Origin of the sequence: Burkholderia sp. S-53 (assembly GCF_025560745.1) — a bacterium.
In the GTDB taxonomy this organism is placed as follows: Bacteria; Pseudomonadota; Gammaproteobacteria; order Burkholderiales; family Burkholderiaceae; genus Burkholderia; species Burkholderia pyrrocinia.
In genome coordinates, this window is sequence record NZ_CP090483.1 from 248,293 (window position 1) to 273,751 (window position 25,459).

The following is a 25,459-nucleotide window of genomic DNA, read 5'->3' on the forward strand; positions in this document are numbered from 1 at the left end:
GAGGGGGCGAGCGATCGCCCCCTTTTTTATCCGGACGCCGCGCGCACTACGGATCGGATCGCCGCGGTGCGCGCGCGCAGCGCCTACGATGTAAGACCGGCACCGGCACCGGTGCCGGCACGACATCGAGGAGACCGCGCCATGAGCTCGCGCATTCAACGCATCACGCCGTTCCTGTGGTTCGACCGCGACGCCGAGGCGGCCGCCGGTTTCTACGTGTCGGTGTTCGACAACGCGCGCATCGTGCACGTCGCGCGTTACGGCAAGGCCGGCGCGCACGCGTCCGGGCAGGCCGAGGGCGCGGTGATGACGGTCGCGTTCGAGCTCGACGGGCAGGCGTTCGTCGCGCTGAACGGCGGTCCGGTGTTCCAGATGACGCCGGCCGTGTCGTTCGTCGTCAATTGCCGCGACCAGGACGAGATCGACCGCTACTGGGCGCGCCTGTCCGAAGGCGGCGACGAGCGTGCGCAGCAGTGCGGCTGGCTGCGCGACCGCTTCGGCGTGTCGTGGCAGGTCGTGCCCGTGCAGATGTCCGAGCTGATGACCGGCGATCCGGCGCGCGCCGAGCGCGTGATGGCGCAGGTGATGACGATGAAGAAGCTCGATCTCGGCGCGCTGCAGCGGGCGGCGGCCGGTTAGGGCCCGGGCCGGAGGCCGGCGCGGACCGCCGTCGCAGCGTCGAGGAAGCGATGGCCGGGCCCGTACGCGGTGCTTTCGATTCGTGCCGCGTCGGCCGGCGGGACGGGTGCGCCTGCGTCATGCCGGCCGGCCGGTAAATCGATTGGCGCGCGACCGGATCGATTATCGATCGCGTCCGGATTCATTCGCTTGTAATCAAGTGCCGGATTATTTGACTCCAGTGTTTCTGTCAGATATTCAAGATTATTAAAATGACGCGGCATGCAAGCTCGCGGCGCTGCGTTACGCCATGGCGGTCGTTCCCAGGCCGATGCGGCGGGGCGAACGTGTCGGCCGGCATGCGAAAAGAGATGGAGCCTGTCGAAATTCGAACCTATAATTCCGGCGTTGTTTCCGGGGTCGTCGATATAAAACAGGAGGGTAATAAAGATGAATTTTTCAGAAGCCATTCGTTCCGTACTCAATCAATACGCGAAATTCGAAGGCCGTGCGCGGCGTGCCGAATACTGGTATTTCGCGCTGCTGAGCTGCATGCTCTCGGTCGTCTCCCAGGTGATCGGCGCGGTCGGCCGCGACGCGGGCCTGGTCACGCTGCTGCTGCTGGGTGTGATCTTCCTGATTTCGCTGGCGCTGATCATTCCGGGCATCGCGGTCAGCGTGCGCCGCCTGCACGATACGGGCCGCTCGGGCTGGTTCCTGCTGCTCGCGCTCATTCCGATCGTCGGCGCGATCCTGCTGCTCGTGTGGATGTGCTCGCGCGGCACCGAAGGCCCGAACCGCTTCGGCGCGGATCCGATCCCGGCTGCCTGAGCGCCGCCTGCCCCGACGCGCGACGCCATCGCGTCGGGGCCTGACTTCCCCGTTTTTCCCGCTCCTCCGCTTCACCGTTCCCCGCTTCACGCCGGCACCGTTCCGTCCGGGAACCGCGCTTCATCGTTGTGCCGAACGCCGCGTTTTTTCGCCGCATCGCACCCCGTCGCGCTTCGCTCCGCCTCCCGTCCCGCTCCGTTTACGGCGGCTCGCCCGATTCCCCGAAATACCCCCCTTTCCCGGCTTTGCTCGACCGATCGGCGTTTGACGCCTCCATGAATAATCGGTGTCACTGGAAAGCGGCATTCCGCCGTACCCGACTGGAGGCCACGTGGCAGACGAGAGCGATCTCGACAAGACCGAAGCCGCCACTCCCAGGCGCCGCGAGAAGGCGCGCGAGGAGGGGCAGGTCGCGCGTTCGCGCGAACTGGCTTCGTTCGCGCTGCTCGCGGCCGGGTTCTACGGTGCGTGGCTACTTGCGGGCCCGTCGGGGGCGCATCTGCAGGCGATGCTGCGCGGTGCATTCACGTTCGACCGCGCGACCGCGTTCGACACGAACCGGATGCTGTCGGCGGCCGGCAGCGCGAGCCTCGAAGGCTTCGCCGCGTTGCTTCCGATCCTCGCGCTCACCGGCCTCGCCGCGCTGCTCGCGCCGATGGCGCTCGGCGGCTGGCTGATCTCGCAGAAGACCTTCGAACTGAAGTTCGACCGCCTGAACCCGATCTCGGGCCTCGGCCGGATCTTCTCGATCCAGGGGCCGATCCAGCTCGGCATGTCGCTCGCGAAGACGCTGGTCGTCGGCGGGATCGGCGGCATCGCGATCTGGCGCAGCAAGGACGAACTGCTCGGCCTCGCGACGCAGCCGCTGGGCACGGCGCTTCCCGACGCGCTGCATCTCGTCGCCGTGTGCTGCGGCACGACGGTCGCCGGGATGCTGGTGGTCGCCGCGCTCGATGTGCCTTACCAAATCTGGCAGTACAACAAGAAGTTGCGCATGACGAAGGAAGAAGTGAAGCGCGAGCATCGCGAGAACGAAGGCGATCCGCACGTGAAGGGGCGGATCCGCCAGCAGCAGCGCGCGATCGCGCGCCGACGGATGATGGCGGCCGTGCCGAAGGCCGACGTGGTCGTCACGAACCCGACGCACTTCGCCGTCGCGCTGCAATACACGGACGGCGAGATGCGCGCGCCGAAGGTCGTCGCGAAGGGCGTGAACCTCGTCGCCATGCGCATCCGCGAACTCGCGGCCGAGCACAACGTGCCGCTGCTCGAGGCGCCGCCGCTCGCGCGTGCGCTGTATCACAACGTCGAACTCGAACGCGAGATTCCCGGTTCGCTGTACTCGGCCGTCGCCGAAGTGCTCGCGTGGGTCTACCAGCTCAAGCGCTTCCGTTCGGAAGGCGGTGCGTTCCCCGCGGTGCCGGTCGATCTCGACGTGCCGGCCGAACTCGACAAGGGCGCGTCGGTGTCCGCCGACGATGAACGCGAGGAAGCCGAAGACACGCTCGGCAAGCAAGGCAAGCAAGGAGCGTCCGCATGAGCACCCCGACCGGCCTGCTCTCGAAGCGCACGAACCCGTTCGCGGCCGCCAACCTGCGTGCGCTCGCGGGTCCCGTCCTGATCTGCATGATCCTGGGGATGATGATCCTGCCGCTGCCGCCGCTGCTGCTGGATCTGCTGTTCACGTTCAACATCGCGCTGTCGGTGATGGTGCTGCTCGTCAGCATGTACACGATGAAGCCGCTCGACTTCGCGGCGTTCCCGAGCGTGCTGCTGTTCTCGACGCTGTTGCGCCTGTCGCTGAACGTCGCGTCGACGCGCGTCGTGCTGCTCGAAGGCCACACGGGCCCCGACGCGGCCGGCCAGGTGATCGAGGCGTTCGGCCACTTCCTGGTCGGCGGCAACTTCGCGGTCGGCATCGTCGTGTTCGTGATCCTGATGATCATCAACTTCATGGTGATCACGAAGGGCGCGGGGCGGATCGCCGAAGTGTCCGCGCGCTTCACGCTCGACGCGATGCCCGGCAAGCAGATGGCGATCGACGCCGACCTGAACGCCGGCCTCATCAACGAGGAACAGGCGCGCAAGCGCCGCCTGTCCGTGTCGCAGGAAGCCGAGTTCTACGGGTCGATGGACGGCGCGTCGAAGTTCGTGCGCGGCGACGCGATCGCCGGCCTGATCATCATGGCGATCAACGTGATCGGCGGGCTGATCGTCGGGATGGTCCAGCACGACATGAGCTTCGCGGCGGCCGGCACGAACTACACGCTGCTGACGATCGGCGACGGCCTCGTCGCGCAGATCCCGTCGCTCGTGATCTCGACCGCGGCCGGCGTGATCGTGTCGCGCGTCGCGACCGACGAGGACATCGGCACGCAGATCACCGGGCAACTGTTCACGAATCCGCGCGTGCTGACGATCACCGGCGTGATCATCGTGATCATGGGGCTGATCCCGGGGATGCCGCACTTCGCGTTCCTCGCGCTCGGCGGCGGCGCGATCTGGCTGGCCCGCACGCAGACGAAGCGCGCGGCGGCCCGCAAGGCGGCCGGCGGCGTGACCGACATCGCACCGCCCGCGGTGCTGCCGTCCGACAGCCACGAAGCGACCTGGGACGACGTGCAGCTGATCGACCCGCTCGGCCTCGAAGTCGGCTACCGGCTGATCCCGCTCGTCGACAAGAACAGCGACGGCGAGCTGCTCAAGCGCATCAAGAGCATCCGCAAGAAATTCGCGCAGGAAATCGGCTTCCTGCCGCCGGTGATCCATATCCGCGACAACCTCGAGCTGCGGCCGAACGCGTACCGGATCGCGCTGAAGGGCGTCGAGATCGGCGTCGGCGAAGTGTTCCCCGGCCAGTGGCTCGCGATCAACCCCGGCCAGGTGACGGCCGCGCTGCCGGGCGCCGTCACGCAGGATCCCGCGTTCGGGCTGCCGGCCGTGTGGGTCGACGTCGCGCTGCGCGAACAGGCGCAGGTGTACGGCTACACGGTGGTCGACGCGAGCACGGTCGTCGCGACGCACCTGAACCATCTCGTCGTCCAGCACGCGGCCGAGCTGCTCGGCCGCCAGGAAGTGCAGGCGCTCATCGAGCGCACCGGCAAGGACGCGCCGTCGCTCGTCGAGGATCTCGTGCCGAAGACGATCTCGCTGACGACGCTGCAGAAGGTGCTGCAGAACCTGCTCGAGGAAGGCGTGCCGATCCGCGACATGCGCACGATCCTCGAAGCCGTGTCCGAACATGCGGGCCGCGGCGACGCGTTCGAGATCACCGCCGCGGTGCGGCTCTCGCTCGGCCGTGCGATCACGCAGCAGTGGTATCCGGGCGCGGGCGAGATGCAGGTGATGGGCCTCGACTCGAATCTCGAGCGCGTGCTGTCGCAGGCGCTCGCCACCGGCGCGAACCCGGGCCTCGAACCCGGTCTCGCACACAACCTTCTGACCGGCACGCAGCAAGCGATGCTGCGTCAACAGAATCTCGGGCTGCCGCCCGTGCTGCTGGTGCAGCACGCGCTGCGCGCGATGCTCGCGCGTTTCCTGCGCCGCAGCCTGCCGCAATTGAAAGTGCTGTCGTATGCCGAAGTGCCGGACACACGCACGATCAAAGTCGTTAACGTCATCGGGGGTTCCGCTTGAACATTCGCAAATTCACCGGCGCAACGAGCCGCGACGCGCTTCGTCTCGTGCGCGAGGCGCTGGGTGCCGACGCGGTCGTACTGTCGAACCGCACGCTCGATGACGGCAGCGTCGAAATCGTCGCACTCGCCGATTCGGACCTGGCCGCGGTGACGCCGCCGGCCGCCGCACGGCCGCGGATCGCCGCGCCGCGCGCGCCGGAATCCGTGCCGGCCGCCGCGATGCCGGGCATCGTGTCGCGCCCGGGCGCCGGGTTCGCGCGCCCGAGCGTCAATCCGTATGCGGCGGGCGAAGGCGGGCTGCCGGACGTGTTCTCGTCCGTGTTCGGTGCAAGCGCCGAAGCGGACGACACGGCGGCGCAGCCCTCGACGCTCGATGCGGATGCCCCGGCTGCGGGTTCGCCGTCGACCGCCGCACCGGCCGCCGGTTCGCCCGCAGTCGGTACGCCGGCCCCCGGTACGCCGGCCCCCGCTTCCGAACCCGCGCCGTGGCTCGTCGAGCACGCGAAGCGCCTGACGCAGCAGCGCGACGCGCTGATCGCGCGTGCGCAGGCGACGCCTGCCGCGCCGCAAGCCGTCGCGCCTGCACCGCAGCGCGCCGCGAGCGCGCCGTCGCCCGACTGGGCACGCGACATCGTGCGCGATGCCGAACGCCGGATGCCGGCAGCCGCGCCGCGCATGCCCGACACGAATGCAGCGAATGCAGCGAAAGCCGCCGAGCGCACGCGCCTGTCCGCCGATTCGGCCGCCGCGGTGGCCGATGCGGTGAAGTCGCGCATCGAGCGGATCGTCAACGATACGGTGATGCAGGAACTCGGCGAACTGCGCGGCATGATGGAAGAGCAGTTCGACAGCCTGAGGTGGCACGACCGCCAGCGTCGCAGCGCCGTGCATGGCGCGCTGACGAAGCACCTGTTCGCGGCCGGCCTGTCCGCGCAGCTCGTGCGGATGCTGGTCGACAACCTGCCGTCCGGCGACGACGCGCAGACCTTCGAGCAGGCCGCCGAATGGGCGCAGTCGGTGCTCGCGGCGAACCTGCCGGTGCTCGACAGCGAGGACGCGCTGATGGAGCGCGGCGGCGTGTTCGCGCTGATGGGGCCGACGGGCGTCGGCAAGACGACGACCACCGCGAAGCTGGCCGCGCGCTGCGTGATGCGCTTCGGCGCGAGCAAGGTCGCGCTGCTGACCACCGACAGCTACCGGATCGGCGGCCACGAGCAACTGCGCATCTTCGGCAAGATCCTCGGCGTGCCGGTGCACGCGGTGAAGGATGCGGGCGATCTCGCGCTCGCGCTGTCCGAGTTGCGCAACAAGCACATCGTGCTGATCGACACGATCGGCATGAGCCAGCGCGACCGCGCGGTGTCCGACCAGATCGCGATGCTGCACGGCGCGAACGCGCCGGTGCAGCGCCTGCTGCTGCTCAACGCGACGAGCCACGGCGACACGCTCAACGAGGTCGTGCAGGCGTACCGCAGCGCGGGCGAGCATCCGGACCTGGCCGGCTGCATCCTCACGAAGCTCGACGAGGCGACCCACCTCGGCGGCGTGCTCGATACGGTGATCCGCTACAAGCTGCCGATCCACTACGTGTCGACCGGCCAGAAGGTGCCGGAGAACCTGTATGTCGCATCGACCAAATTCCTGCTGAAGAGCGCGTTCTGCGTGCCGCGCGACGGCTCGCCGTTCGTGCCGCAGGACGAGGACATGCCGACGCTGCTTTCCGCCCTGACCGCACGTTCCACCGCCGAGCTGCACGAGGTGCGATTTGGATAAACAGATCATCGACCAGGCCGAAGGGCTGCGGCGCCTGCTGGCCGGGCGCGCGTCGCGCATCGTCGCGGTGACGGGCGGGCCGGCGGGGGTCGGCTGCACGTCCACCGTCGTGAACCTGGCGGCGGCGCTCGCGTCGCTCGGCAAGGATGTGCTCGTCGTCGACGAGCGCGCCGACGTGCAGTCGGCCAGCGCGACGCTCGCAGGCGCGTGGCTGCGCGACGGCGAACGCACGCGGGTGGCCGCCGGCTTCGGCCTGTGCGCGGCCGCGCGGCTCGCGCGCGCCGGCTACAGCGACGCGCAACTGAGCGACTTCGTCGACGGGCCGGCCGACATCGTCCTCGTCGACGCGCAGCTCGGCGCCGACGGTTCGTTCTCGGCGCTCGCGCGCGAAGCGCACGACGTGCTGGTCGTCACGCGGGTTGCCGCGCAGGCGATCACCGAGGCGTACGCGTGCATGAAGCGGCTGCATTTCGCGCATGCGTTCGCGCAGTTCCGCGTGCTGACCAATCACGTCGGCAGCCATGCGGACGCGAAGACGGCCTTCGACAACCTCGCGGGCGTCGCGAGCCGCTACCTGACGGTGTCGATCGCCGACGCGGGCTGCGTGAGCGCCGATCCGCTCGTCGAGCACGCGCGCGAACTGACGCATGTGGTGGTCGACGCGTTCCCGTCGTCGTCGGCCGCGCGCGACTACCGGCAGATTGCCGCCGACCTGCTGTACTGGCCGATGCGCCCGCGTTCGGGCGCGGGCCGCGCCGTCCATGCGGGCGGCAAGCCGTCGTATGAGGCGGGTGCGGCACACGCCGCGTGAGCGCTACCGGAAGGAGAGAGCCATGATGTACAACGCTCAAGGAAAGATGTCCCAGTCCGACGTGCTCGCGCAATATGCGCCGCTCGTGCGTCGCCTCGGGCTGCAGCTCGTCGCGAAGATGCCGGCGAGCGTCGACCTCGACGACCTGATCCAGGCCGGCATGATCGGCCTGATGGACGCGGCCGGCCGCTACAAGGAAGACCAGGGCGCGCAGTTCGAGACCTACGCAACGCAGCGCATCCGCGGCGCGATGCTCGACGAACTGCGCAGCAACGACTGGCTGCCGCGCAGCCTGCGCAAGACGTCGCGCGAGGTCGAGCACGCGGTGCACCAGGTCGAGCAGCATCTCGGCCGCTCGGCGAGCGAGACCGAGATCGCGCAGCACCTGAACATGCCGCTCGACGAATACCAGGGGATGCTGCAGGACCTGCACGGCAGCCAGCTCATCTACTACGAGGATTTCGACCGCGCGGCCGACGACGAGCCGTTCCTCGACCGCTATCGCGTCGATCACGCGGACCCGCTGTCGTCGCTGCTCGACGAGCACCTGCGCGAGGCGCTCGTCGAGGCGATCGAGCGGCTGCCGGAACGCGAGAAGCTGCTGATGTCGCTGTATTACGAACGGGGTCTGAATCTGCGCGAGATCGGCGCGGTGCTCGAAGTGAGCGAATCGCGCGTGTGCCAACTGCACAGCCAGGCCGTCGCGCGCCTGCGCGCGCGGCTGCGCGAACAGGCGTGGGTCGGCGCGGAGTCCTGACCCTTTCTCGGCGGCAACGCGCGCCGACGCCGCGCGCTGGCGACGCTTGCGCATTTCGCGCGCCGATTTGCTACAATCCCTCCCGTTTTCCGAGGAGCGTTGCGACGGACCATCCTGCGTCCGCCAGGCTCGGAAGGCTTCACCAAGCAGCCGTGCGGCGCGCGTTTCGCGACCGTCGCGCCGGCCCCGCTTCCTGAACGGCGCTCACGTCACCAATCTAGAACTTTTTTAGAAAGGAGGGCGTGATGAACGCCATTATCGATTCGAAAGCTTCCAACGATTACGTCGTCGCCGACATGGCGCTGGCCGGCTGGGGCCGCAAGGAACTGAACATCGCCGAGACCGAAATGCCGGGCCTCGTGCAGATCCGCGACGAATACAAGGCGCAGCAGCCGCTGAAGGGCGCGCGCATCGCAGGTTCGCTGCACATGACGATCCAGACGGGCGTGCTGATCGAGACGCTGAAGGCGCTCGGCGCGGACGTCCGCTGGGCCTCGTGCAACATCTTCTCGACGCAGGACCACGCAGCGGCCGCGATCGTCGAAGCCGGCACGCCGGTGTTCGCGTTCAAGGGCGAATCGCTCGACGAATACTGGGAATTCTCGCACCGCATCTTCGAATGGCCGAACGGCGAATTCGCGAACATGATCCTGGACGACGGCGGCGACGCAACGCTGCTGCTGATCCTCGGCGCGAAGGCCGAGAAGGACCGTTCGGTGATCGCGAAGCCGACCAACGAGGAAGAAGTCGCGCTGTACAAGTCGATCGCGAAGCACCTCGACATCGACGCGACCTGGTACTCGAAGCGCCTCGCGCACATCAAGGGCGTGACCGAAGAAACCACGACCGGCGTGCACCGCCTGTACCAGATGGAAAAGGACGGCCGCCTGCCGTTCCCGGCGTTCAACGTGAACGATTCGGTCACGAAGTCGAAGTTCGACAACCTGTACGGCTGCCGTGAATCGCTCGTCGACGGCATCAAGCGCGCGACCGACGTGATGATCGCGGGCAAGGTCGCGGTCGTCGCCGGCTACGGCGACGTGGGCAAGGGCTGCGCGCAGTCGCTGCGCGGCCTGGGCGCGACCGTGTGGGTCACCGAAATCGATCCGATCTGCGCACTGCAGGCGGCGATGGAAGGCTACCGCGTCGTGACGATGGAATACGCGGCCGACAAGGCCGACATCTTCGTGACGGCCACCGGCAACTTCCACGTGATCGGCCACGATCACATGAAGGCGATGCGCCACAACGCAATCGTCTGCAATATCGGCCACTTCGACTCGGAAATCGACGTCGCGTCGACCCGCCAGTACCAGTGGGAAAACATCAAGCCGCAGGTCGACCACATCATCTTCCCCGACGGCAAGCGCGTGATCCTGCTCGCGGAAGGCCGCCTCGTGAACCTCGGCTGCGCGACCGGCCACCCGTCGTTCGTGATGTCGAACTCGTTCGCGAACCAGACGCTCGCGCAGATCGAGCTGTTCGTGCGCGGCGCCGAGTACGAGAACAAGGTGTACGTGCTGCCGAAGCATCTCGATGAAAAGGTCGCGCGCCTGCACCTCGCGCGCATCGGCGCGAACCTGTCCGTGCTGTCGGACGAGCAGGCTTCGTACATCGGCGTGCAGAAGGACGGCCCGTTCAAGCCGAACCACTACCGCTACTGATGCGCCGCCGCCGTCCCGAGCGGGCCGCGTCGCCGACGATGCGGCGCACGCGGGGCGGCGGCCGCTGACCGTACAGAAGATCGACAACAGAACCGGAGCACTCCATGAGCGTCATCCTCACCTGGGTCATCAACGCGCTCGCGCTGCTGATCATCACGTACCTCGTGCCGTCGATCCACATCAAGAGCTTCGGCACCGCGCTGATCGTCGCGGTCGTGCTCGGCCTGATCAACACGGTGATCCGCCCGGTGCTGATCCTGCTGACGCTGCCCGTCACGATCGTCACGCTCGGGGTGTTCATCCTCGTCGTGAACGCGCTGTGCTTCTGGTTCGCGTCGTCGTTGCTGAAGGGCTTCGAGGTGTCGGGATTCTGGTCCGCGTTCTTCGGTTCGATCCTGTACAGCATCGTGTCCTGGCTGCTGTCCGCGCTGATCTTCGGCCAGCGCGACATCGGCTGAGGCGCTGAACCCATCGAATCATGAAACCGATCGAACTTTCGTTTGAATTCTTCCCGCCGAAAACGGCGGACGGCGTCGAAAAGCTGCGCGCGACGCGTGCGCAGCTGCTGCCGCTGAAGCCGAAATTCGTCTCCGTGACGTTCGGCGCCGGCGGCTCGACGCAGCAGGGCACGCTCGATACCGTGCTCGACATGCAGAAGGACGGCCTCGAGGCCGCGCCGCACCTGTCGTGCATCGGCTCGTCGCGCGACAGCCTGCGCGCGATCCTCGACCAGTACCGCTCGCACGGCATCCGGCATATCGTCGCGCTGCGCGGCGACCTGCCGTCGGGGATGGGCGAGGTCGGCGAGCTGCGTTATGCGTCCGAGCTCGTCAGCTTCATCCGCGCCGAGCATGGCGACTGGTTCCACATCGAGGTCGCCGGCTATCCGGAGTACCACCCGCAATCGCGCTCGCCGAAGGCCGATCTCGAGAATTTCGCGCGCAAGGTGAAAGCCGGCGCGAATTCCGCGATCACGCAGTACTTCTTCAACGCCGACGCGTATTTCCGCTTCGTCGACGATGCGCGCAAGCTGGGCGTGGACGTGCCGATCGTGCCGGGCATCATGCCGATCACGAACTTCTCGCAGCTGATGCGCTTCTCCGAGATGTGCGGCGCCGAAGTGCCGCGCTGGATCGCACGCCGGCTCGAGAGCTTCGGCGACGATCGCGACGCGATCCGCGCGTTCGGCGCGGACGTCGTCACCGATCTGTGCCGGCGCCTGATCGACGCGGGCGTGCCGGGGCTGCATTTCTACACGCTGAATGCAGCGACCGCGACGCGGACGATCTGCGAACGGCTCGCCATGTAAGCGCCACCGCGCGATTTGCATGCGCAAAAGCCCCGCCGGTTTCGCCGGCGGGTTTTTTTTTCGCTGCTTGCCTCGAGAAGAGGCCGCGCGTCAGCGCTGCGCCCGCATCAGCGGCGGGCGGCGGTCGAACCACGGCCGCGCCTGTTCGAGCTGCCGCGCGAGCCTGAGCAGCAGTGCGTCGTCGGTGTGGCGCGCGACGAACTGCACGCCGATCGGCAGCCCGCGCGCATTCCAGTAGAGCGGTACCGACATCGCCGGCTGGCCGGTCAGGTTGAACAGCTCGGTGCAGCCGGCCCATGCGAACGCCTTCTCCGACGACTTCGCGAGCATTTCCTTCAGCAGCGGCTTCACCGGCAGCGCGGCGAGCAGCTTCATCTGCGCCGATTCGAACGGCGTCGGCAGCAGTTCGCCGATCTTCACCGGCGGCGCCGCGAGCGATGCGCACAGAATCGCGTCGTAGCGCGACACGAGGCCCGAAACCTGCACGGTGAGCTGGCGCTGCCACTCGAGTACGTCCGGCAGGCGCGTGCGCGCGAGGCGCCGGCCGACTACGGCCATCGCCCACGTCGCCGCTTCGAACTCGCCGCGCCGCGGCGCGCGGCCGGTCAGCTCGCGTGCGCCGAGCACCATCTCCTCGGCGATCGTCGCCCACAGCGTGAGGAAGGTTTCGGCCGCGCGCGCGTAGTCGATGTGCAGCGTGGCCGGCTCGACGTGGTGGCCGAGCGATTCGAGCAGCGCGGCCGCATCGTCGAGCGCCGCGCGCGTGTCGTCGGCGAGCGCCGACGCGAGCATCGGATCGACGACGAGGCCGATCCGCAGCGGGCCGGGCGGCGTATCGAGTTCGCCGAGGAACGTGCCGGGCGCGCCGTGCGGCAGCGTCTGGCCGGTCGTCACGTCGAGCAGCAGCGCGCTGTCGCGCACGCTGCGCGACACCGCATGCTGGACGACCAGCTCGCCGTTCGACGGCTGGTCGACGAGCATCGGATTGCGGCTCGGCTTCAGGCCGAACAGCCCGCAGCACGACGCCGGGATGCGGATCGAGCCGCCGCCGTCGGATGCATGCGCGAGCGGCACGATGCCGGCCGCGACGGCCGCCGCCGCGCCGCCGCTCGAGCCGCCGGGCGTGTGGTCGAGATTCCACGGGTTGCGGCACGCGCCGAACAGTTCGGGTTCCGTGTACGGCATCTGGCCGATCTCCGACGTGTTGGTCTTGCCGAACACGTTGAGGCCGGCCGCACGGCTGCGCGCGATCACCGGCGAATCGTCGGCGGGCACGTAATACCGGTAGTGCCGGCTGCCCATCGACAGCGGCAGCCCGGCGACCGCCGCGCCGAGATCCTTGACGAGATACGGAACGCCCGCGAACGGCGCGTCGGCGCCGGGGTCGGGCACGGAGGTCGCGCGCTGGCGCGCGGCTTCGTAGTCCTGCAGCACGATCGCGTTGATCGCGCCATTGACCGCTTCGGCCTGGCTGATCGCCGCATCGAGCAATTCGCGCGGGCTTGCCTTGCGGTCGCGCACGAGCGCGGCGAGGCCGATCGCGTCATGCGCGAGATAGTCCGAGTGCATCGCTGTCACCCCCGTTGTGACTCGTGGCGATGAAGGGAGAATAACGCGGGCCCGGCGCGATGGGCCCGCGGCCGGGTGTTGTTACAGGTGCTCGGCGAGGAACGTCAGCGTGCGGCCGTGCGCGAGCGCCGATGCGCGCTGGTTGTACGACGCGCGGTCCGTGCAGTTGAAGCCGTGCTCGGCGCCCGGATACACGTGGAAGGATGCGTGGCCGTGGCCGGCGAACGCGGCCTTCACTTGATCGACGGCCGACAGCGGGATCCCGTGATCGTTTTCCGCGTAGTGGAACAGGATCGGCTGCGTGACCTTGCCGGCCAGGTCGAGCGCGTTCTGGATGCCGCCGCCGTAATAGGCGACCGCCGCGTCGAGCTTGCCGGTCGCGGCCGCGCGGTACGCGAGCTGGCCGCCGAAGCAGTAGCCGATCGCGGCGATCTTGCCGGCCACTTCGGGGCGCGCGCGCAATGCGTCGGCCGCTGCGCCGATGTCCGCGACCGCGAGACCCACGTCGGTCTTTTTCATCAGCTCGATGCCCTTGTCGCGATCCGCGCCTTCATAGGTCAGTTCGACGCGCGGCTGTGTGCGCCAGAACATGTCCGGCGCGAGCGCGACGTAGCCGTCGGACGCGTACTGGTCGGCGACCGCGCGGATGTGCGAGTTCACGCCGAAGATCTCCTGGATGATGATGACGGCAGGGCCCTTGCCGCGCTTGGGCAGCGCGAGATAGCCGCCGAAGCTGTCGTTACCGGTCGGGATGTCGATCCATTGGGCAGTCACGTTTTGAACTCCTGGCGAACGGGGCGCGCTGCGCGCGCCCCCGGGGGAAGAGGGCGGTCTAGTGTGCCACCGATCGTCCGGTGCTGCAGCGCACGCGCAACGCGTGCGCCGGATGTGCGGCCCGCTTCTCGCGCAGCGATCGTTTCGATCTCGATTATTCATTTTTCGGCGGCGAGCCGCTTCGATAGAGTCGAAATGCCGGCTTTTACAAAGCGCTTTCGCGCATCGTCATCGAAGGATTCGTCATGCCTGCCCATCTGTATTCCACGCCCTTTTCCGAACGCTTCGGCCTGCGCCTGCCGCTCGTGCAGGCGCCGATGGTCGGCGCGACCACGGCCGCGATGGTCGCCGCCGCATCGAACGCCGGCGCGCTCGGCAGCCTCGGCGCCGGCGCGTTCGCGCCCGATCGTCTCGCGGCCGAAGTCGCGGCGATCCGCGCGGCGACCGATCGCCCGTTCGCGGTCAACCTGTTCGTGCTGCCGGACGCCGCACCCGATGCGGCGACCGTCGCGCGCGCACTCGCGGCGATCGACCCGCTGAACGCGACGCTCGGGCTGCCGCCGGGCACCGCCCCCGCGCGTTATGCGCCCGACTTCCGCGCGCAGCTCGATGCGCTCGTGTCGCTGCGCGTGCCAGTCGCGAGCTTCACGTTCGGCGTGCTCGACGCGGCCGACGTCGCGCGCCTGAAGGCCGCCGGCACCTATGTGATCGGCACCGCGACGCACGTCGCCGAAGGGCTCGCGTGGCAGGCGGCCGGCGCCGACGCGCTGTCCGCGCAGGGCGCCGAGGCGGGCGGCCATCGCGGCACGTTCATCGGTTCCGCCGACGAAGCGCTGATCGGCACGTTCGCGCTCGTGCCGCAGCTGGTCGACGCGACGGGGCTGCCCGTGCTCGCCGCGGGCGGCATCATGGACGGCCGCGGGATCGCGGCCGCGCTCGCGCTCGGTGCGCAGGGCGCACAGCTCGGCACGGCGTTCCTGACCTGCGCGGAAAGCGCGATCGCGGCGGACTGGAAGGCACGCCTGCTGGCTTGCGCGGATACGTCGACCCAGGTCACGCGCGCGATCACCGGCCGCCATGCGCGCGGGCTGCGCAACACGCTGATGGCGCGGCTCGGCGAGCGCGTGGCCGACGCCGCGCCGTACCCGGTGCAGAACGCGCTGACGCAGCCGCTGCGCCAGGCCGCCGCGCGCGCGAACGACGGCGAATACCTGTCGCTGTGGGCCGGCCAGGGCGCGCCGCTCGCGCGGCGGCGCGGCGATGCGCTGACGACGTCGCAGCTCGTCGCCGCGCTCGACGCGGAATGGCGCGCGTCGGCCGCCTGAACCGTTCGACTCGAACGACGAAACGCGCGGTTGTCACGCGCGTTTCATTCAATGATCACGGGCACAAAATACCGAATCGAAATGCCCCGGGAATCTTTTGAAACGACCTTTCGGCAAGCTGCCGGTAATTAGCGGAAACCCTTATCCGGCGGGGCTTGTGGCGATATTCGAGTCATCATTCCAGAGTGCGCATATCAGTAGTGTTACCACTACCCCAAAAAAGTCCCACAAATTAATTTGATCACCTACACTTGCGCGCAAGTACGGGCGGGTGGCTGCTAAAAGCGGCTGTTTTCACGTGCTTGAGGCCAAGTGCATGAACGATGCATCCGGCGAATCGTCCAGTGATTGCAAACACAGGGATGGCAGCGGGGCACCGGGCGATGGCGTTTATTGGGACCGAAACTGGAGACTTACATGAATATCAAAATGCAGAAGCTGTTGCCGATCACCGCTGCGGCGATGCTGTGCGTTGCAGCTGCAAGCAACGCGGCCGCCGATCAAGTCGTCAAGATCGGCCACGTCGCGCCCTTGACGGGCGGCATTGCACACCTGGGCAAGGACAACGAAAACGGTGCGCGTCTCGCCGTCGAGGAGATCAACGCCAAGGGTTTCACGGTCGGCGGCCAGAAGGTCACGCTGCAACTCGACCCGCAGGATGACGCGGCCGACCCGCGGCAGGCTACGCAGGTTGCGCAGAAGCTCGTCGACGACAAGGTCGTCGCCGTCATCGGCCACCTGAACTCGGGCACGTCGATCCCGGCCTCGAAGATCTACAGCGATGCGGGCATCGTGCAGATCTCGCCGTCGGCGACCAACCCGGCCTACACGCAGCAAGGCTTCAAGACCACGTACCGCGTGGTGGCGACCGATGCGCAGCAGGGCCCGGCACTCGCGAACTACGCGCACTCGAAGGGCATCAAGAGCGTGGCGGTGGTCGACGATTCGACCGCATACGGCCAGGGTCTCGCGAACGAGTTCGAGAAGAAGGCGAAGGCGCTCGGCCTGAAGGTGATGTCGCACGACGCGACGAACGACAAGGCGGTCGACTTCCGCGCGATTCTGACCAAGATCAAGGGTGAGAATCCGGACGCGATCATGTACGGCGGCATGGACGCGACCGGCGGCCCGTTCGCGAAGCAGGCGAAGCAGCTTGGCGTGCGCGCGAAGATCCTCGCGGGCGACGGCGTGTGCACGGAAAAGCTGGCCGACCTGGCCGGCGACGCGACCGACAACGTCGTGTGCTCGGAAGCGGGTGCTTCGCTCGAGAAGATGCCGGGCGGCAGCGCGTTCAAGGCGAAGTTCGAGAAGCGCTTCGGCCAGCCGATCCAGATCTACGCACCGTTCACGTATGACGCCGTGTACATCGTCGTCGACGCGATGAAGCGCTCGAACTCGACGGACCCGGCGAAGATCCTCGGGGCGATGCCGGCGACGAACTACACGGGCGTGATCGGCACGACGACCTTCGACTCGAAGGGCGACCTGCAGCACGGCGTGATCTCGCTGTACAACTACAAGAGCGGCAAGAAGACGCTGCTCGACGAAGTGAAGATGTAACGCAACAGGCGGTCAACAGAAGGGGCGAAAGCGCGCATGCGGCAACGCATGCGCGCTTTCTTTTGTGCGCCCAGCATGGGCGCACTCTTGTGGGTGCAAGTCCCACCGTAAGTTGATCACAGCGAGCGAAGCGAAGCGCAACTGCGAGAGGGTGACCGATCGTGGGGAGGAAGCGTGGAGCGAAACTGCGAGCCGATGAACAAGAACCGGATAGAAGGCGGCACCGACCAGGGCGAGCGGGCAGGAAACCGCAAAGCTCTTGTGATCAAGGAGCGGTGGCGTAAATCCGGCGGCTGTGCAGTGAAGGAGTGCGTTCTTACCTGGGGAGATCTCGCCTCATGCCTGAAAGGGCAGCGGCGTCGAGCCGGAGCGAGAAGTCAGCAGAGGCCGTAGTAGTCACAGGACAGGCCGGTGAGGCTGAAGCTGGTGACGAAGGGCCAAACGGGAAGGAGTGTTCAGCGTCATGTCGATGCGGCAGGCATTGCGTCAGATGTCCGTGCAAACGGGGCGAGCGGGAAAAGCGCGCGGTGAAGCTGCGCGTGCATCTGCTAGCGACGAAGCTTGCGGCCCGCGGCATGAATCCGGGGACACGGGGTCAGCGCTGCTGGAAGCGGCGCTGACGAGAGGGAACCTGAAGCAGGCGTTCAAACGGGTGCGGGCTAACAGGGGCGCCGCTGGCGTAGACGGCCTGGACATTAACCAGACTGCGCGTCATCTGGTGACGGCGTGGCCTGTGATTCGTGAACAGTTGCTGAAGGGGACGTACCGGCCCAGTCCGGTACGACGGGTAACGATTCCGAAACCGGATGGGGGCGAGCGCGAGCTGGGCATCCCGACGGTAACGGACCGGCTGATCCAGCAGGCGCTGCTACAGGTGCTACAGCCAGTTCTGGACCCTACCTTCAGCGAGTACAGCTACGGCTTCCGTCCGGGACGGCGTGCGCATGACGCGGTGTTAGCCGCGCAATCGTACGTGCAGTCAGGCCGGCGAACCGTGGTGGACGTTGATCTGGAGAAGTTCTTCGACCGGGTCAACCACGACATTCTGATCGATCGTGTACAGAAACGCATTGGCGACGCCGGAGTGATCCGGCTGATCCGGGCGTATCTGAACAGCGGCATCATGGATGACGGAGTGGTCCAGCAGCGGGGTCAGGGCACGCCGCAGGGCGGGCCGCTATCCCCACTGCTGGCCAACGTGCTGCTCGATGAGGTGGACAAGGAACTGGAGCGGCGGGGTCACTGCTTCGTGCGCTACGCCGACGATGCGAATGTTTATGTTCGCAGCCGTCGGGCGGGCGAGCGGGTGATGGCTCTGCTGCGACGCCTGTATGGTCGGCTGCGCCTGAAGGTCAACGAGACCAAGAGCGCAGTGGCGAGTGTGTTTGGACGCAAGTTTCTGGGCTACAGCCTGTGGGTGGCCCCGGGCGGTGTCGTGAAGCGCAAGGTGGCGGCCAAACCGCTACTGGCGTTCAAACACCGCGTTCGTGAACTGACCCGTCGATCTGGCGGGCGGAGTCTGCCAGAGGTGGTGGAACGACTACGGACCTATGTGCAAGGGTGGAAAGCGTACTTCCGGCTCGCGCAAACGCCCCGTGTCTGGTTGGAACTGGACAAGTGGCTGCGGCACCGGTTGCGAGCGATCCAGCTAAAACACTGGCGTCGTGGCACGACCATTTACCGGGAGCTGTGTGCGCTGGGGGCATCGGATGACGTTGCGCGACAGGTGGCGGCCAACAGTCGCTGCTGGTGGCGCAATAGCGACCGGCTGCTCAACAGCGTGCTGACCATCGCATACTTCGACCGGCTGGGTGTACCCCGACTCTCATAACCTCAACTTCCTGAACCGCCCGGTGCGGACCCGCATGCCGGGTGGTGTGGCAGGGGCACGGCCTTATGGCCGTCCCCTATGCCGATTGGCTGACGGGCGGTCAGATCTTCAGGTGCGCGAGCACCTTCGGCGCGACGGCCGCGACGAGCGCCGCGCACAGCGCGACGACCGACAGGCCGATCGTCAGGTTCGCGGCCTGCGCGACCGCGCCGATCACGACCGGACCGAACAGCAGTCCGAAATACGCGAGCCCGGCCACATGCGCGAGCCCTTCGGCCGCGTGGATGCCTTTCACGCGCGCGGCGGCCGCGAACAGCACGGGCATCATGTTCGCGAGGCCGAGGCCTATCAGCGTGAAGCCGGTCAGCACCGCGGCCGGATAGGGCAGCAGCAGCGCACCGATCATCCCGGCACACGCGAGCGACGCGCTCGCGAACACGAGCTGCGGCGCGCCGAAGCGGGCGCGCACGGCGTCGCCCGCGAAGCGCGCGATGGCCATCCCGCCCGAGAACGCCGCGTACGCGGCGCTCGCGAGCGCGGGGCTCGCCGCGACGACGTCGCGCATGTAGACCGTCGCCCAGTCGTACATCGCGCCTTCGGCGATCAGCGCGACGAGCGCGATGCCGCCGAGCATCCACAGCGCGGGCGAGCGCCAGCGGTTGCCGTCGCCGTGCGCGTGTTCGTGGTGCGGCACATGCGGCAGCACGGCCGGGCTCGCAACCACGAGCACCGTGGCGCTCACTGCCGCCGCGAGCGCCAGATGCGCGGCCGGCGCCATGCCGGCCGACAGCAGCGCGCCGCCGGCCGCCGCGCCCGACATCCCGCCGATGCTGAACATGCCGTGCAGCGACGACATGATCGGCTTGCCGATCGCGATCTCGACCGCGCTGGCCTCGGCGTTCATCGCGACGTCGAGCGTCGCCATCGAGAAGCCGAACAGCGCGAGTACGCCGAGCAGCATCCAGTAGTCGGGCACGACGAGGATCAGCGCCGCGCATGCGGACATCACGAGCCCGCCCGCGAGGCACGCGGTGCGCGAGCCGACGCGCGCGATCCAGCGCGCGATGGTCAGCATCGCGGCGATCGAGCCGCCGGCGACCGCGAACAGCGCGATCGACAGCAGCCCGGGGCTCAGCGCGAACTTGTCGCGCACGGTCGGCACGTGCACGCCCCACGACGCGTACATCATGCCGGCGACGAAGAACAGCGCCATCGACGCGGTGCGGGCCCGCTGGCGGGCCGGGAGCGGCAGCACGCGATGCGCGTCGGGCGGCGCGGCGAACGGGGACGACGATTCGGGGGAGGAGGATTCGGACACGGAAGGCTCGTCAAGAAATGCGCGGACGCACGCGGCGTCCGTCGGAATCGTCCGATTCTATCGAACCGCTTACGATCCTGCCGGGTGTTACCCGTTCGGCCGATGTTTCGGCGATCGGGCGATCAGGCGATCAGTCGATCAGTCGATCAGTCGATCAGGCGACCGGGCGATCAGTCGATCAGGCGACCGGGCGATCAGGCGATCAGGCGATCAGGCGATCAGGCGATCAGGCGATCAGGCGATCAGGCGACCGGGTCTCATCGCGGCAGTGCGCCGTCCGTCCAGTGCCTGGCGCCGCATCGGCCGTCCGGCCGATACGCGCCGCGCGGCGCCCGCGGGTAACATCGAAGCACATGCGGCGTGCCCGAAGCGCCGCTCCTCGACCGCAGGAGTCCTCTTGAACATCGATCCCGCCTTCGCCCTGCATCTGCTGCACCGCTGCGCGCTCGGCACGCTTGCCACCCATGCGCGCGATCCGCAGGGCTTTCCGTATCCGACGGTCGTCCCGTTTGCACCCGATGCAAGCCATCGTCCCGTGATCCTCGTGAGCGGCCTCGCCGAACACACGCGCAATCTCGCCGCCGATCCGCGCGCGGGCTTTCTCGTCGTCGACGCGCCCGACGGCGACGTGCTGAACGCCGAACGCGCGACGCTGCTCGGCCGTTTCGTGCCGCTCGGCGACGATCCGCACGTCGCCGCACGATACCTGCGCTACGAGCCGGACGCCGCGCGCTATCTCGCGCTCGGCGATTTCACGTTCTGGGCGCTCGATACCGAGCGGCTGCGCTATATCGGCGGCTTCGGGCGCATGGGCTGGGTCGACGGCACGCATATCGATGCGCTGCCGCCGCTCGGGTTCGACGAGGAACAGGCGCTGTGGGACGCCTACGATGCCGGCGATGCGCGCCGCGACGGGCTCGACCTGCTCGGCGTCGATCGCCACGGCGCCGACTGGCGGTGCGACGGCCGCCGCGTGCGTACGCCGTTCGACGCGCCGCCGGCCGATGCCGGCGCGCTGCGCGACCGGCTGATCGCGTGCGCGCAGGATGTGACGTGACGTCGCGGGCAACTCGGATTGTCCGATTGGCAAGCTGCGTCATCCGATATTCGCGAACCTGTCGTCCTATGAAAGCTTTGATTTTTCATATGCAGGGTAATTGCGTATGTTGATAGCCTTAATAGGCAATCGCTAATGCCCTAATCTCTGTGTAGGAACGTAAAAATTTGAGAAAAGGCCGCGGCCGGTCAAAATGACATGTGCGAATTACAATGGGTCTCGGGATTTTCGTGAATCTCGCTTCTATCAAATCTTTTTTGTGCTAATCTCTGCCTTCGAAAATCCGAGGCACATATATTTCATGAATGGTGAGCTGGCAGCAGACCGGCGCCATTGGTCAGATAGAAAGGGAAACTATGTCTTCTTACAAGGACCTGCTGGCCCAGCGGGAGAAGCTGGAGAAGCAAATCGAGGAAGCGAAGTCGCGTGAATACGCTGAAGTGCTGAATGACGTGAAGCAGAAAATTGCCGACTATGGCTTTTCGCTCGCCGAACTCGGTCTCAGCCGCGCGAAGGCAGGTAAGGTTGGCCGTCCGCGCGCAGGCGTGGCCGCGAAATACCGCGATCCGGAAACGGGCGCGACGTGGTCGGGCCGTGGCAAGCCGCCGCGCTGGATCGCAGGCAAGAACCGCGAACAGTTTGCGATTTAAACGTTTGTTTAAGTCGTCTGCTCAAAAGAGCCGCGTATCCGTTCAGGGGCGCGGCTTTTTTGTTTCCGGGCACCGGCCGCCACGCGTGCGGTGTCATGAAAATGTAATAATACCGCGTGAATGAAAATGCGACACGTTCGTATAAGCGGTTGATTTAAATAAGAAATTTGTGGGTATTGACGGGGTTCGCGGAGCGCCTTTGATAGAATTGGGTATCGCACACCGATATCTCATATTTCATGTCCACGTTTTCCGGCGACGCGCAAAGCGCAGATAAGCACGCTGTTGCGCGCAAGAGCACGCTCGTCAGTATTGTTCTGAATGTCGTGCTTGCGACATTTCAGATAGTCGTCGGCGCGATTGCGCATTCGCAGGCATTGATTGCCGACGGGGTGCATTCGATTTCGGATTTGATCTCGGATTTCGTCGTGCTGGTTGCGAATCGGCATAGCGGCGCATCGCCGGACGCCGACCACAATTACGGACACAGCCGCTACGAGACGGTCGCGTCGCTGTTTCTCGGCGCGATCCTGATTGCGGTCGGAATCGGCATGCTCTGGCGTGCCGGCGACCGGCTCGTTAATCTCGAAAACATCCCGGCCGTCCATTTCTCGGCGCTGATCGTCGCGCTCACGGTGCTCGTGTCGAAAGAAGCGCTGTTTCGCTACATGCTGCGCGAGGCGCGGCGCGTGCGCTCGGCGATGCTCGTCGCGAATGCATGGCATGCGCGCTCCGACGCCGCGTCGTCGCTCGTCGTCGCGATCGGCATCGTCGGCAGCCTGGCCGGCGTGCGGCTGCTCGACCCGATCGCGGCAGCGATCGTCGGTTTCATGGTCGCGCGGATGGGCTGGACGTTCGGCTATGACGCGCTGCAGGACCTTTCCGACCGCGCGCTCGACACGACCGACACGGCCGAAATCCGCGCGCTGCTCGCGGCGACGCCCGGCGTGCTCGACGTGCACGACCTGCGCACGCGCAAGATGGGCGATGCCGCGCTCGTCGACGCGCACATCCTCGTCGATCCGAAGATCTCCGTGTCCGAAGGGCATTACATCGCCGAGACCGCACGCGCACGTGTGCTGACCGACCCGCGCGTGCTCGATGCGCTGATCCACGTCGACCCCGAGAACGACGCGGCGCGCCGTCCGGCGCTCGCGCTGCCGCCGCGCGGCGAGATCGCGGCACGGCTCGAAGCCGCGCTCGCGCAGCGCGGGCTGCGCGCCGCGGCGATCAACCTGCATTACCTGAGTACGGGGCTCGAGATCGATGTGACGCTCGCGAGCGATCCGGGCGACACCGATGCGGCGCTGGCCGGCCGGCTCGACGCCGACGCGCTCAAGCGCGAGTTCGGCGCGCGCCGGATCGGCTTCACGCGCGCGATGCCCGGGCAGGCGTGACGTGACGCCCGCGAACGCGGGCCGGCCGGGCGGGCTCGCGCGTTACAGCGGCAGTTGCGTGTCGAACTTGATTTCGCGCAGCACGACGCTCGTGCGTACCTGCGACACGGCCGGGATCTTGAAGATGCGTTCGTGCAGGAACACGTCGTAGGCCTTGATGTCGGGCGCGACGATCTTGAGGATGTAATCGGCTTCGCCGGTCGTGCTGTAGCACTCGGTGACTTCCGGGCAGGTCGCGATCTCGCGCTCGAACTGCTCGACGCCGCCTTCGTTGTGGCGGGTCAGATGCACGTGCGCGAGCGCGCAGACATGCAGGCCGAGCTTCTCGCGATCGAGCAGCGCCGTGTAGCGCTGGATCACGCCCGACTGTTCCATGTCCTTGATGCGGCGCCAGCACGGCGTGCTCGACAGGCCGACCTGGTCGGAGATTTCCTGTACGGAACGGCGCGCGTCGAGCTGCAACAGGCGAAGGATTTTTTGCGAAAAGGAATCGAGCGTCACCTGCGCCTCCATGCGGCAGCTACAACACGCTGAATGTTAGAGGGCCGGGAAAGGAAAGGCAATCTGGCGTGGCGCTGTTGAGCGAGATTCGCTAATTTGCTCGCGGATCCGTGGGATTTTGTCCCGCCCCTGCGCTTTCCGACCGATCGGTGTCCGACACGGCGAGGCCCGCGAGCGCCGCCTGCTGCCGGCGCAGGTCGGCGAGCATGTTGCAGAACAGCGCGCCTTGCTCGATCGCGTCGTCGAGCGCGACGTGCGTGTGCGGGTGATCGTCGAACCAGTGCTTCGGAAAGCGCGGCTTGATCGCCTTGCGGTACGGCAGCCCCGTCATCGCGAACGCGAGCGTCTTGATGTCGAGCGCCGACCACGAGAACGGGCAGCGTCCCGCGAAGCGCATCATGTACCAGAACATGAACGTGAAGTCGAAGCCGGCCGGCATCGCGACGAACACGGGCTTGCCGGGCAGCGCCTCGACCCAGTCCACGTACGCGACCAGCGCCGCCTCGGGCGCCTGCAGGTCGCGCCGGCACGCGGCCCATGCTTCGGGCTCGGTTTTCCACCATGCTTCCTGCACCGGATGCGCCTGCGCGCCGGGCAGCGTCTCGAGGTTCGCCGAAAACGTCGCGATCAGCTGCTTGTCCTCGGTATAGGCGGCCGATGCGAAGCTCAGCATCGAATGCGGGCCCGGAATCGGGCCGTCGGCCTCGACGTCGGTGCTGACGTAGATTTCCTGGATGGCGGTCTGGTTCATCCGAATTTTTCCGAGAAACCCTCTTCCCTCCCCCAAGGGGACTTCCTTCGGGGCGCGGGGTGGGGAGTAAAGGGAGCATAGCCGTATGGCGGCTCCACTGAGGCTTGAGGCACACGCGAGCGTGTGACATGGTGTGGTGCATGGACATCAAGCGCGCCTACCGATTCCGGTTCTACCCGACGTCCGAGCAAGCAGCGATGCTTGCCCGAACGTTCGGCAGCGCGCGCTTTGTGTATAACCACATGCTGCGGATGCGTACCGATGCGTGGCAGCAGAGTCAGGCGAGTGTCGGCTATCACGAGACCTCCGCCGCGCTCACTGCACTGAAGAAAACGCCCGAACACACGTGGCTGAACGAAGTCAGTTCGGTCCCGCTCCAGCAGGCGCTGCGCCATTTGCAGACGGCATTCGCGAACTTCTTCGCCAAACGCGCGAAGTACCCGAATTTACAGCGCAAGGACGGTGCGCAATCGGCAGAGTACACGGCAAGCGCTTTCAGGTGGGACGGTACTTCTCTGAGATTGGCGAAGATGGATGCGCCGCTCGCAATCCGCTGGTCGCGCACGATTCCGAAGGGCGCGAAGGTAACGACCGTTACGGTGTCGAAAGACACGGCTGGTCGATACCACGTATCCATGCTTTGTGACGACATGGCTTCTGCAAAATCGGCGTTGCCCAACAAGGTGGGTATCGACTTCGGGTTGACAGATTTTGTCGTTCTTTCAACGGGCGAGAAGATCGCTGCGCCGAAGGCATTTCGCAAAAACGAAGCCAAGCTCGCGAAGTTGCAGCGACGACTGGCAAGAAAGCAGCCCGGTTCAGCCAATCGCAAGAGGGCGAGACTCAAAGTCGCACGCATGCACGCCCGGATAGCAGATTGCCGCAGGGATTTCCTGCACAAGCTTTCGACCCGGTTGATCAACGAAAACCAAGTGATTGCCATCGAAAGCCTTGCCGTCAGGCACATGCTGAACAATCGAAGGCTCGCGAAATCGATCAGCGATGCAAGCTGGTCGGAATTCGTGAGGCAACTGACGTACAAGGCCCACTGGTACGGCCGCACGTTGATCGGCATCGATCGCTGGCATCCGTCCAGCAAGCGATGTTCGGATTGCGGGCATACCGTAGCCACGCTGCCTTTAAAGGTGCGCGTGTGGACCTGTCCGCGATGCTCAGCGATCCACGACCGTGACATCAACGCAGCGCGTAACGTTTTGGCCGCCGGACTGGCGGTGTCAGCCCATGGAGAAGGCGTAATTCCCATGTCTCTTTGAGGCGATGTCGGGTGGCTTTCGGTTAGGTGGGAATCCCCTTCCTTCTGGAGG

The 25,459-nt window shown here is 66.7% G+C and carries 23 protein-coding genes and 1 riboswitch; of the genes, 17 read left to right on the forward strand and 6 right to left on the reverse strand.

Features of this window, described 5'->3' with window-relative positions:
- Positions 1-141 precede the first annotated feature (141 nt).
- Positions 142-639, forward strand: a complete 498-nt coding sequence (locus LXM88_RS06120) for a VOC family protein (protein ID WP_262539618.1) — start codon at positions 142-144, stop codon at positions 637-639.
- Here the strand turns inward: LXM88_RS06120 and LXM88_RS06125 are convergent.
- Complete coding sequence (locus tag LXM88_RS06125; protein ID WP_262539620.1) at positions 636-1,088, reverse strand: hypothetical protein; 453 nt, start codon at positions 1,086-1,088, stop codon at positions 636-638. The genes LXM88_RS06120 and LXM88_RS06125 overlap by 4 nt on opposite strands.
- Here LXM88_RS06125 and LXM88_RS06130 point away from each other — a divergent pair.
- The 9 genes from LXM88_RS06130 to metF all read left to right on the forward strand — a co-directional run bounded on the left by LXM88_RS06130 (position 1,069) and on the right by metF (position 11,401).
- Complete coding sequence (locus tag LXM88_RS06130; RefSeq protein WP_262539622.1) at positions 1,069-1,449, forward strand: DUF805 domain-containing protein; 381 nt, start codon at positions 1,069-1,071, stop codon at positions 1,447-1,449. The two genes, LXM88_RS06125 and LXM88_RS06130, sit on opposite strands and share 20 nt — an antisense overlap.
- Before the next feature lie 331 nt (positions 1,450-1,780).
- Positions 1,781-2,989 carry a flagellar biosynthesis protein FlhB gene (flhB, locus tag LXM88_RS06135; protein WP_262539623.1) on the forward strand — a complete coding sequence of 403 codons (1,209 nt, stop codon included), beginning with the start codon at positions 1,781-1,783 and terminating at the stop codon, positions 2,987-2,989.
- Entirely contained in the window at positions 2,986-5,085 is a 2,100-nt protein-coding gene (gene flhA, locus LXM88_RS06140) for a flagellar biosynthesis protein FlhA (protein WP_262539624.1), read from the forward strand. Before flhB ends, flhA begins: the two co-directional genes overlap by 4 nt.
- The gene (gene flhF, locus LXM88_RS06145; RefSeq protein WP_262539626.1) at positions 5,082-6,860 is read left to right on the forward strand and encodes a flagellar biosynthesis protein FlhF; all 1,779 of its coding nucleotides are present in this window, start codon (positions 5,082-5,084) and stop codon (positions 6,858-6,860) included. Before flhA ends, flhF begins: the two co-directional genes overlap by 4 nt.
- The gene (locus LXM88_RS06150; RefSeq protein WP_262539628.1) at positions 6,853-7,671 is read left to right on the forward strand and encodes a MinD/ParA family ATP-binding protein; all 819 of its coding nucleotides are present in this window, start codon (positions 6,853-6,855) and stop codon (positions 7,669-7,671) included. Before flhF ends, LXM88_RS06150 begins: the two co-directional genes overlap by 8 nt.
- Before the next feature lie 22 nt (positions 7,672-7,693).
- A complete protein-coding gene (locus tag LXM88_RS06155) occupies positions 7,694-8,428 on the forward strand; it encodes an RNA polymerase sigma factor FliA (protein WP_047899528.1) in 735 nt (244 codons plus the stop codon).
- Between the two features lie 85 nt (positions 8,429-8,513).
- Positions 8,514-8,641: riboswitch (S-adenosyl-L-homocysteine riboswitch) on the forward strand.
- 32 nt (positions 8,642-8,673) lie between these two features.
- Positions 8,674-10,092, forward strand: coding sequence for an adenosylhomocysteinase (gene ahcY, locus LXM88_RS06160; protein ID WP_262539631.1), 1,419 nt, complete (start codon positions 8,674-8,676; stop codon positions 10,090-10,092).
- Between the two features lie 104 nt (positions 10,093-10,196).
- The gene (locus LXM88_RS06165; protein WP_011882923.1) at positions 10,197-10,550 is read left to right on the forward strand and encodes a phage holin family protein; all 354 of its coding nucleotides are present in this window, start codon (positions 10,197-10,199) and stop codon (positions 10,548-10,550) included.
- Positions 10,551-10,570: 20 nt separating this feature from the next.
- Positions 10,571-11,401 (forward strand): methylenetetrahydrofolate reductase [NAD(P)H], encoded by an 831-nt coding sequence (gene metF / locus LXM88_RS06170; protein ID WP_262539636.1) that lies wholly within the window; start codon positions 10,571-10,573, stop codon positions 11,399-11,401.
- Between the two features lie 90 nt (positions 11,402-11,491).
- Here the strand turns inward: metF and LXM88_RS06175 are convergent, their stop codons facing one another.
- Both LXM88_RS06175 and LXM88_RS06180 read right to left on the reverse strand, forming a co-directional pair.
- Positions 11,492-12,970 (reverse strand): amidase, encoded by a 1,479-nt coding sequence (locus LXM88_RS06175; RefSeq protein WP_262542800.1) that lies wholly within the window; start codon positions 12,968-12,970, stop codon positions 11,492-11,494.
- Positions 12,971-13,051: 81 nt separating this feature from the next.
- Entirely contained in the window at positions 13,052-13,744 is a 693-nt protein-coding gene (locus tag LXM88_RS06180; protein WP_262539638.1) for a dienelactone hydrolase family protein, read from the reverse strand.
- A gap of 245 nt (positions 13,745-13,989) precedes the next feature.
- Here LXM88_RS06180 and LXM88_RS06185 point away from each other — a divergent pair, with 245 nt between their 5' ends.
- From LXM88_RS06185 to ltrA, 3 genes are all read left to right on the forward strand, one after another.
- Entirely contained in the window at positions 13,990-15,069 is a 1,080-nt protein-coding gene (locus LXM88_RS06185) for an NAD(P)H-dependent flavin oxidoreductase (RefSeq protein ID WP_262539639.1), read from the forward strand.
- Between the two features lie 417 nt (positions 15,070-15,486).
- On the forward strand, positions 15,487-16,629 hold the full coding sequence (locus LXM88_RS06190) for a branched-chain amino acid ABC transporter substrate-binding protein (protein ID WP_262539640.1): 1,143 nt from the start codon (positions 15,487-15,489) through the stop codon (positions 16,627-16,629).
- A 463-nt stretch (positions 16,630-17,092) separates the two neighbouring features.
- On the forward strand, positions 17,093-18,460 hold the full coding sequence (gene ltrA, locus LXM88_RS06195; protein ID WP_262536617.1) for a group II intron reverse transcriptase/maturase: 1,368 nt from the start codon (positions 17,093-17,095) through the stop codon (positions 18,458-18,460).
- Between the two features lie 100 nt (positions 18,461-18,560).
- On the opposite strand, the gene LXM88_RS06200 is transcribed toward ltrA, so the two are convergent.
- Entirely contained in the window at positions 18,561-19,778 is a 1,218-nt protein-coding gene (locus LXM88_RS06200) for an MFS transporter (protein ID WP_262539642.1), read from the reverse strand.
- 397 nt (positions 19,779-20,175) lie between these two features.
- On the opposite strand from LXM88_RS06200, the gene LXM88_RS06205 reads away from it, so the two are divergent.
- The 3 genes from LXM88_RS06205 to LXM88_RS06215 all read left to right on the forward strand — a co-directional run bounded on the left by LXM88_RS06205 (position 20,176) and on the right by LXM88_RS06215 (position 22,882).
- A complete protein-coding gene (locus LXM88_RS06205; protein ID WP_262539643.1) occupies positions 20,176-20,835 on the forward strand; it encodes a HugZ family pyridoxamine 5'-phosphate oxidase in 660 nt (219 codons plus the stop codon).
- A gap of 356 nt (positions 20,836-21,191) precedes the next feature.
- Positions 21,192-21,485, forward strand: a complete 294-nt coding sequence (locus tag LXM88_RS06210; protein ID WP_006491875.1) for an H-NS histone family protein — start codon at positions 21,192-21,194, stop codon at positions 21,483-21,485.
- Between the two features lie 239 nt (positions 21,486-21,724).
- Positions 21,725-22,882 (forward strand): cation diffusion facilitator family transporter, encoded by a 1,158-nt coding sequence (locus LXM88_RS06215; RefSeq protein ID WP_262539644.1) that lies wholly within the window; start codon positions 21,725-21,727, stop codon positions 22,880-22,882.
- 42 nt (positions 22,883-22,924) lie between these two features.
- Here the strand turns inward: LXM88_RS06215 and LXM88_RS06220 are convergent, their stop codons facing one another.
- On the reverse strand, positions 22,925-23,395 hold the full coding sequence (locus LXM88_RS06220) for an Lrp/AsnC family transcriptional regulator (protein ID WP_006477376.1): 471 nt from the start codon (positions 23,393-23,395) through the stop codon (positions 22,925-22,927).
- 79 nt (positions 23,396-23,474) lie between these two features.
- Positions 23,475-24,134, reverse strand: coding sequence for an exonuclease (locus LXM88_RS06225; RefSeq protein ID WP_262539651.1), 660 nt, complete (start codon positions 24,132-24,134; stop codon positions 23,475-23,477).
- Positions 24,135-24,274: 140 nt separating this feature from the next.
- On the opposite strand from LXM88_RS06225, the gene LXM88_RS06230 reads away from it, so the two are divergent.
- Positions 24,275-25,408 (forward strand): RNA-guided endonuclease InsQ/TnpB family protein, encoded by a 1,134-nt coding sequence (locus LXM88_RS06230; protein WP_262539653.1) that lies wholly within the window; start codon positions 24,275-24,277, stop codon positions 25,406-25,408.
- The last annotated feature ends 51 nt before the right edge of the window (positions 25,409-25,459 follow it).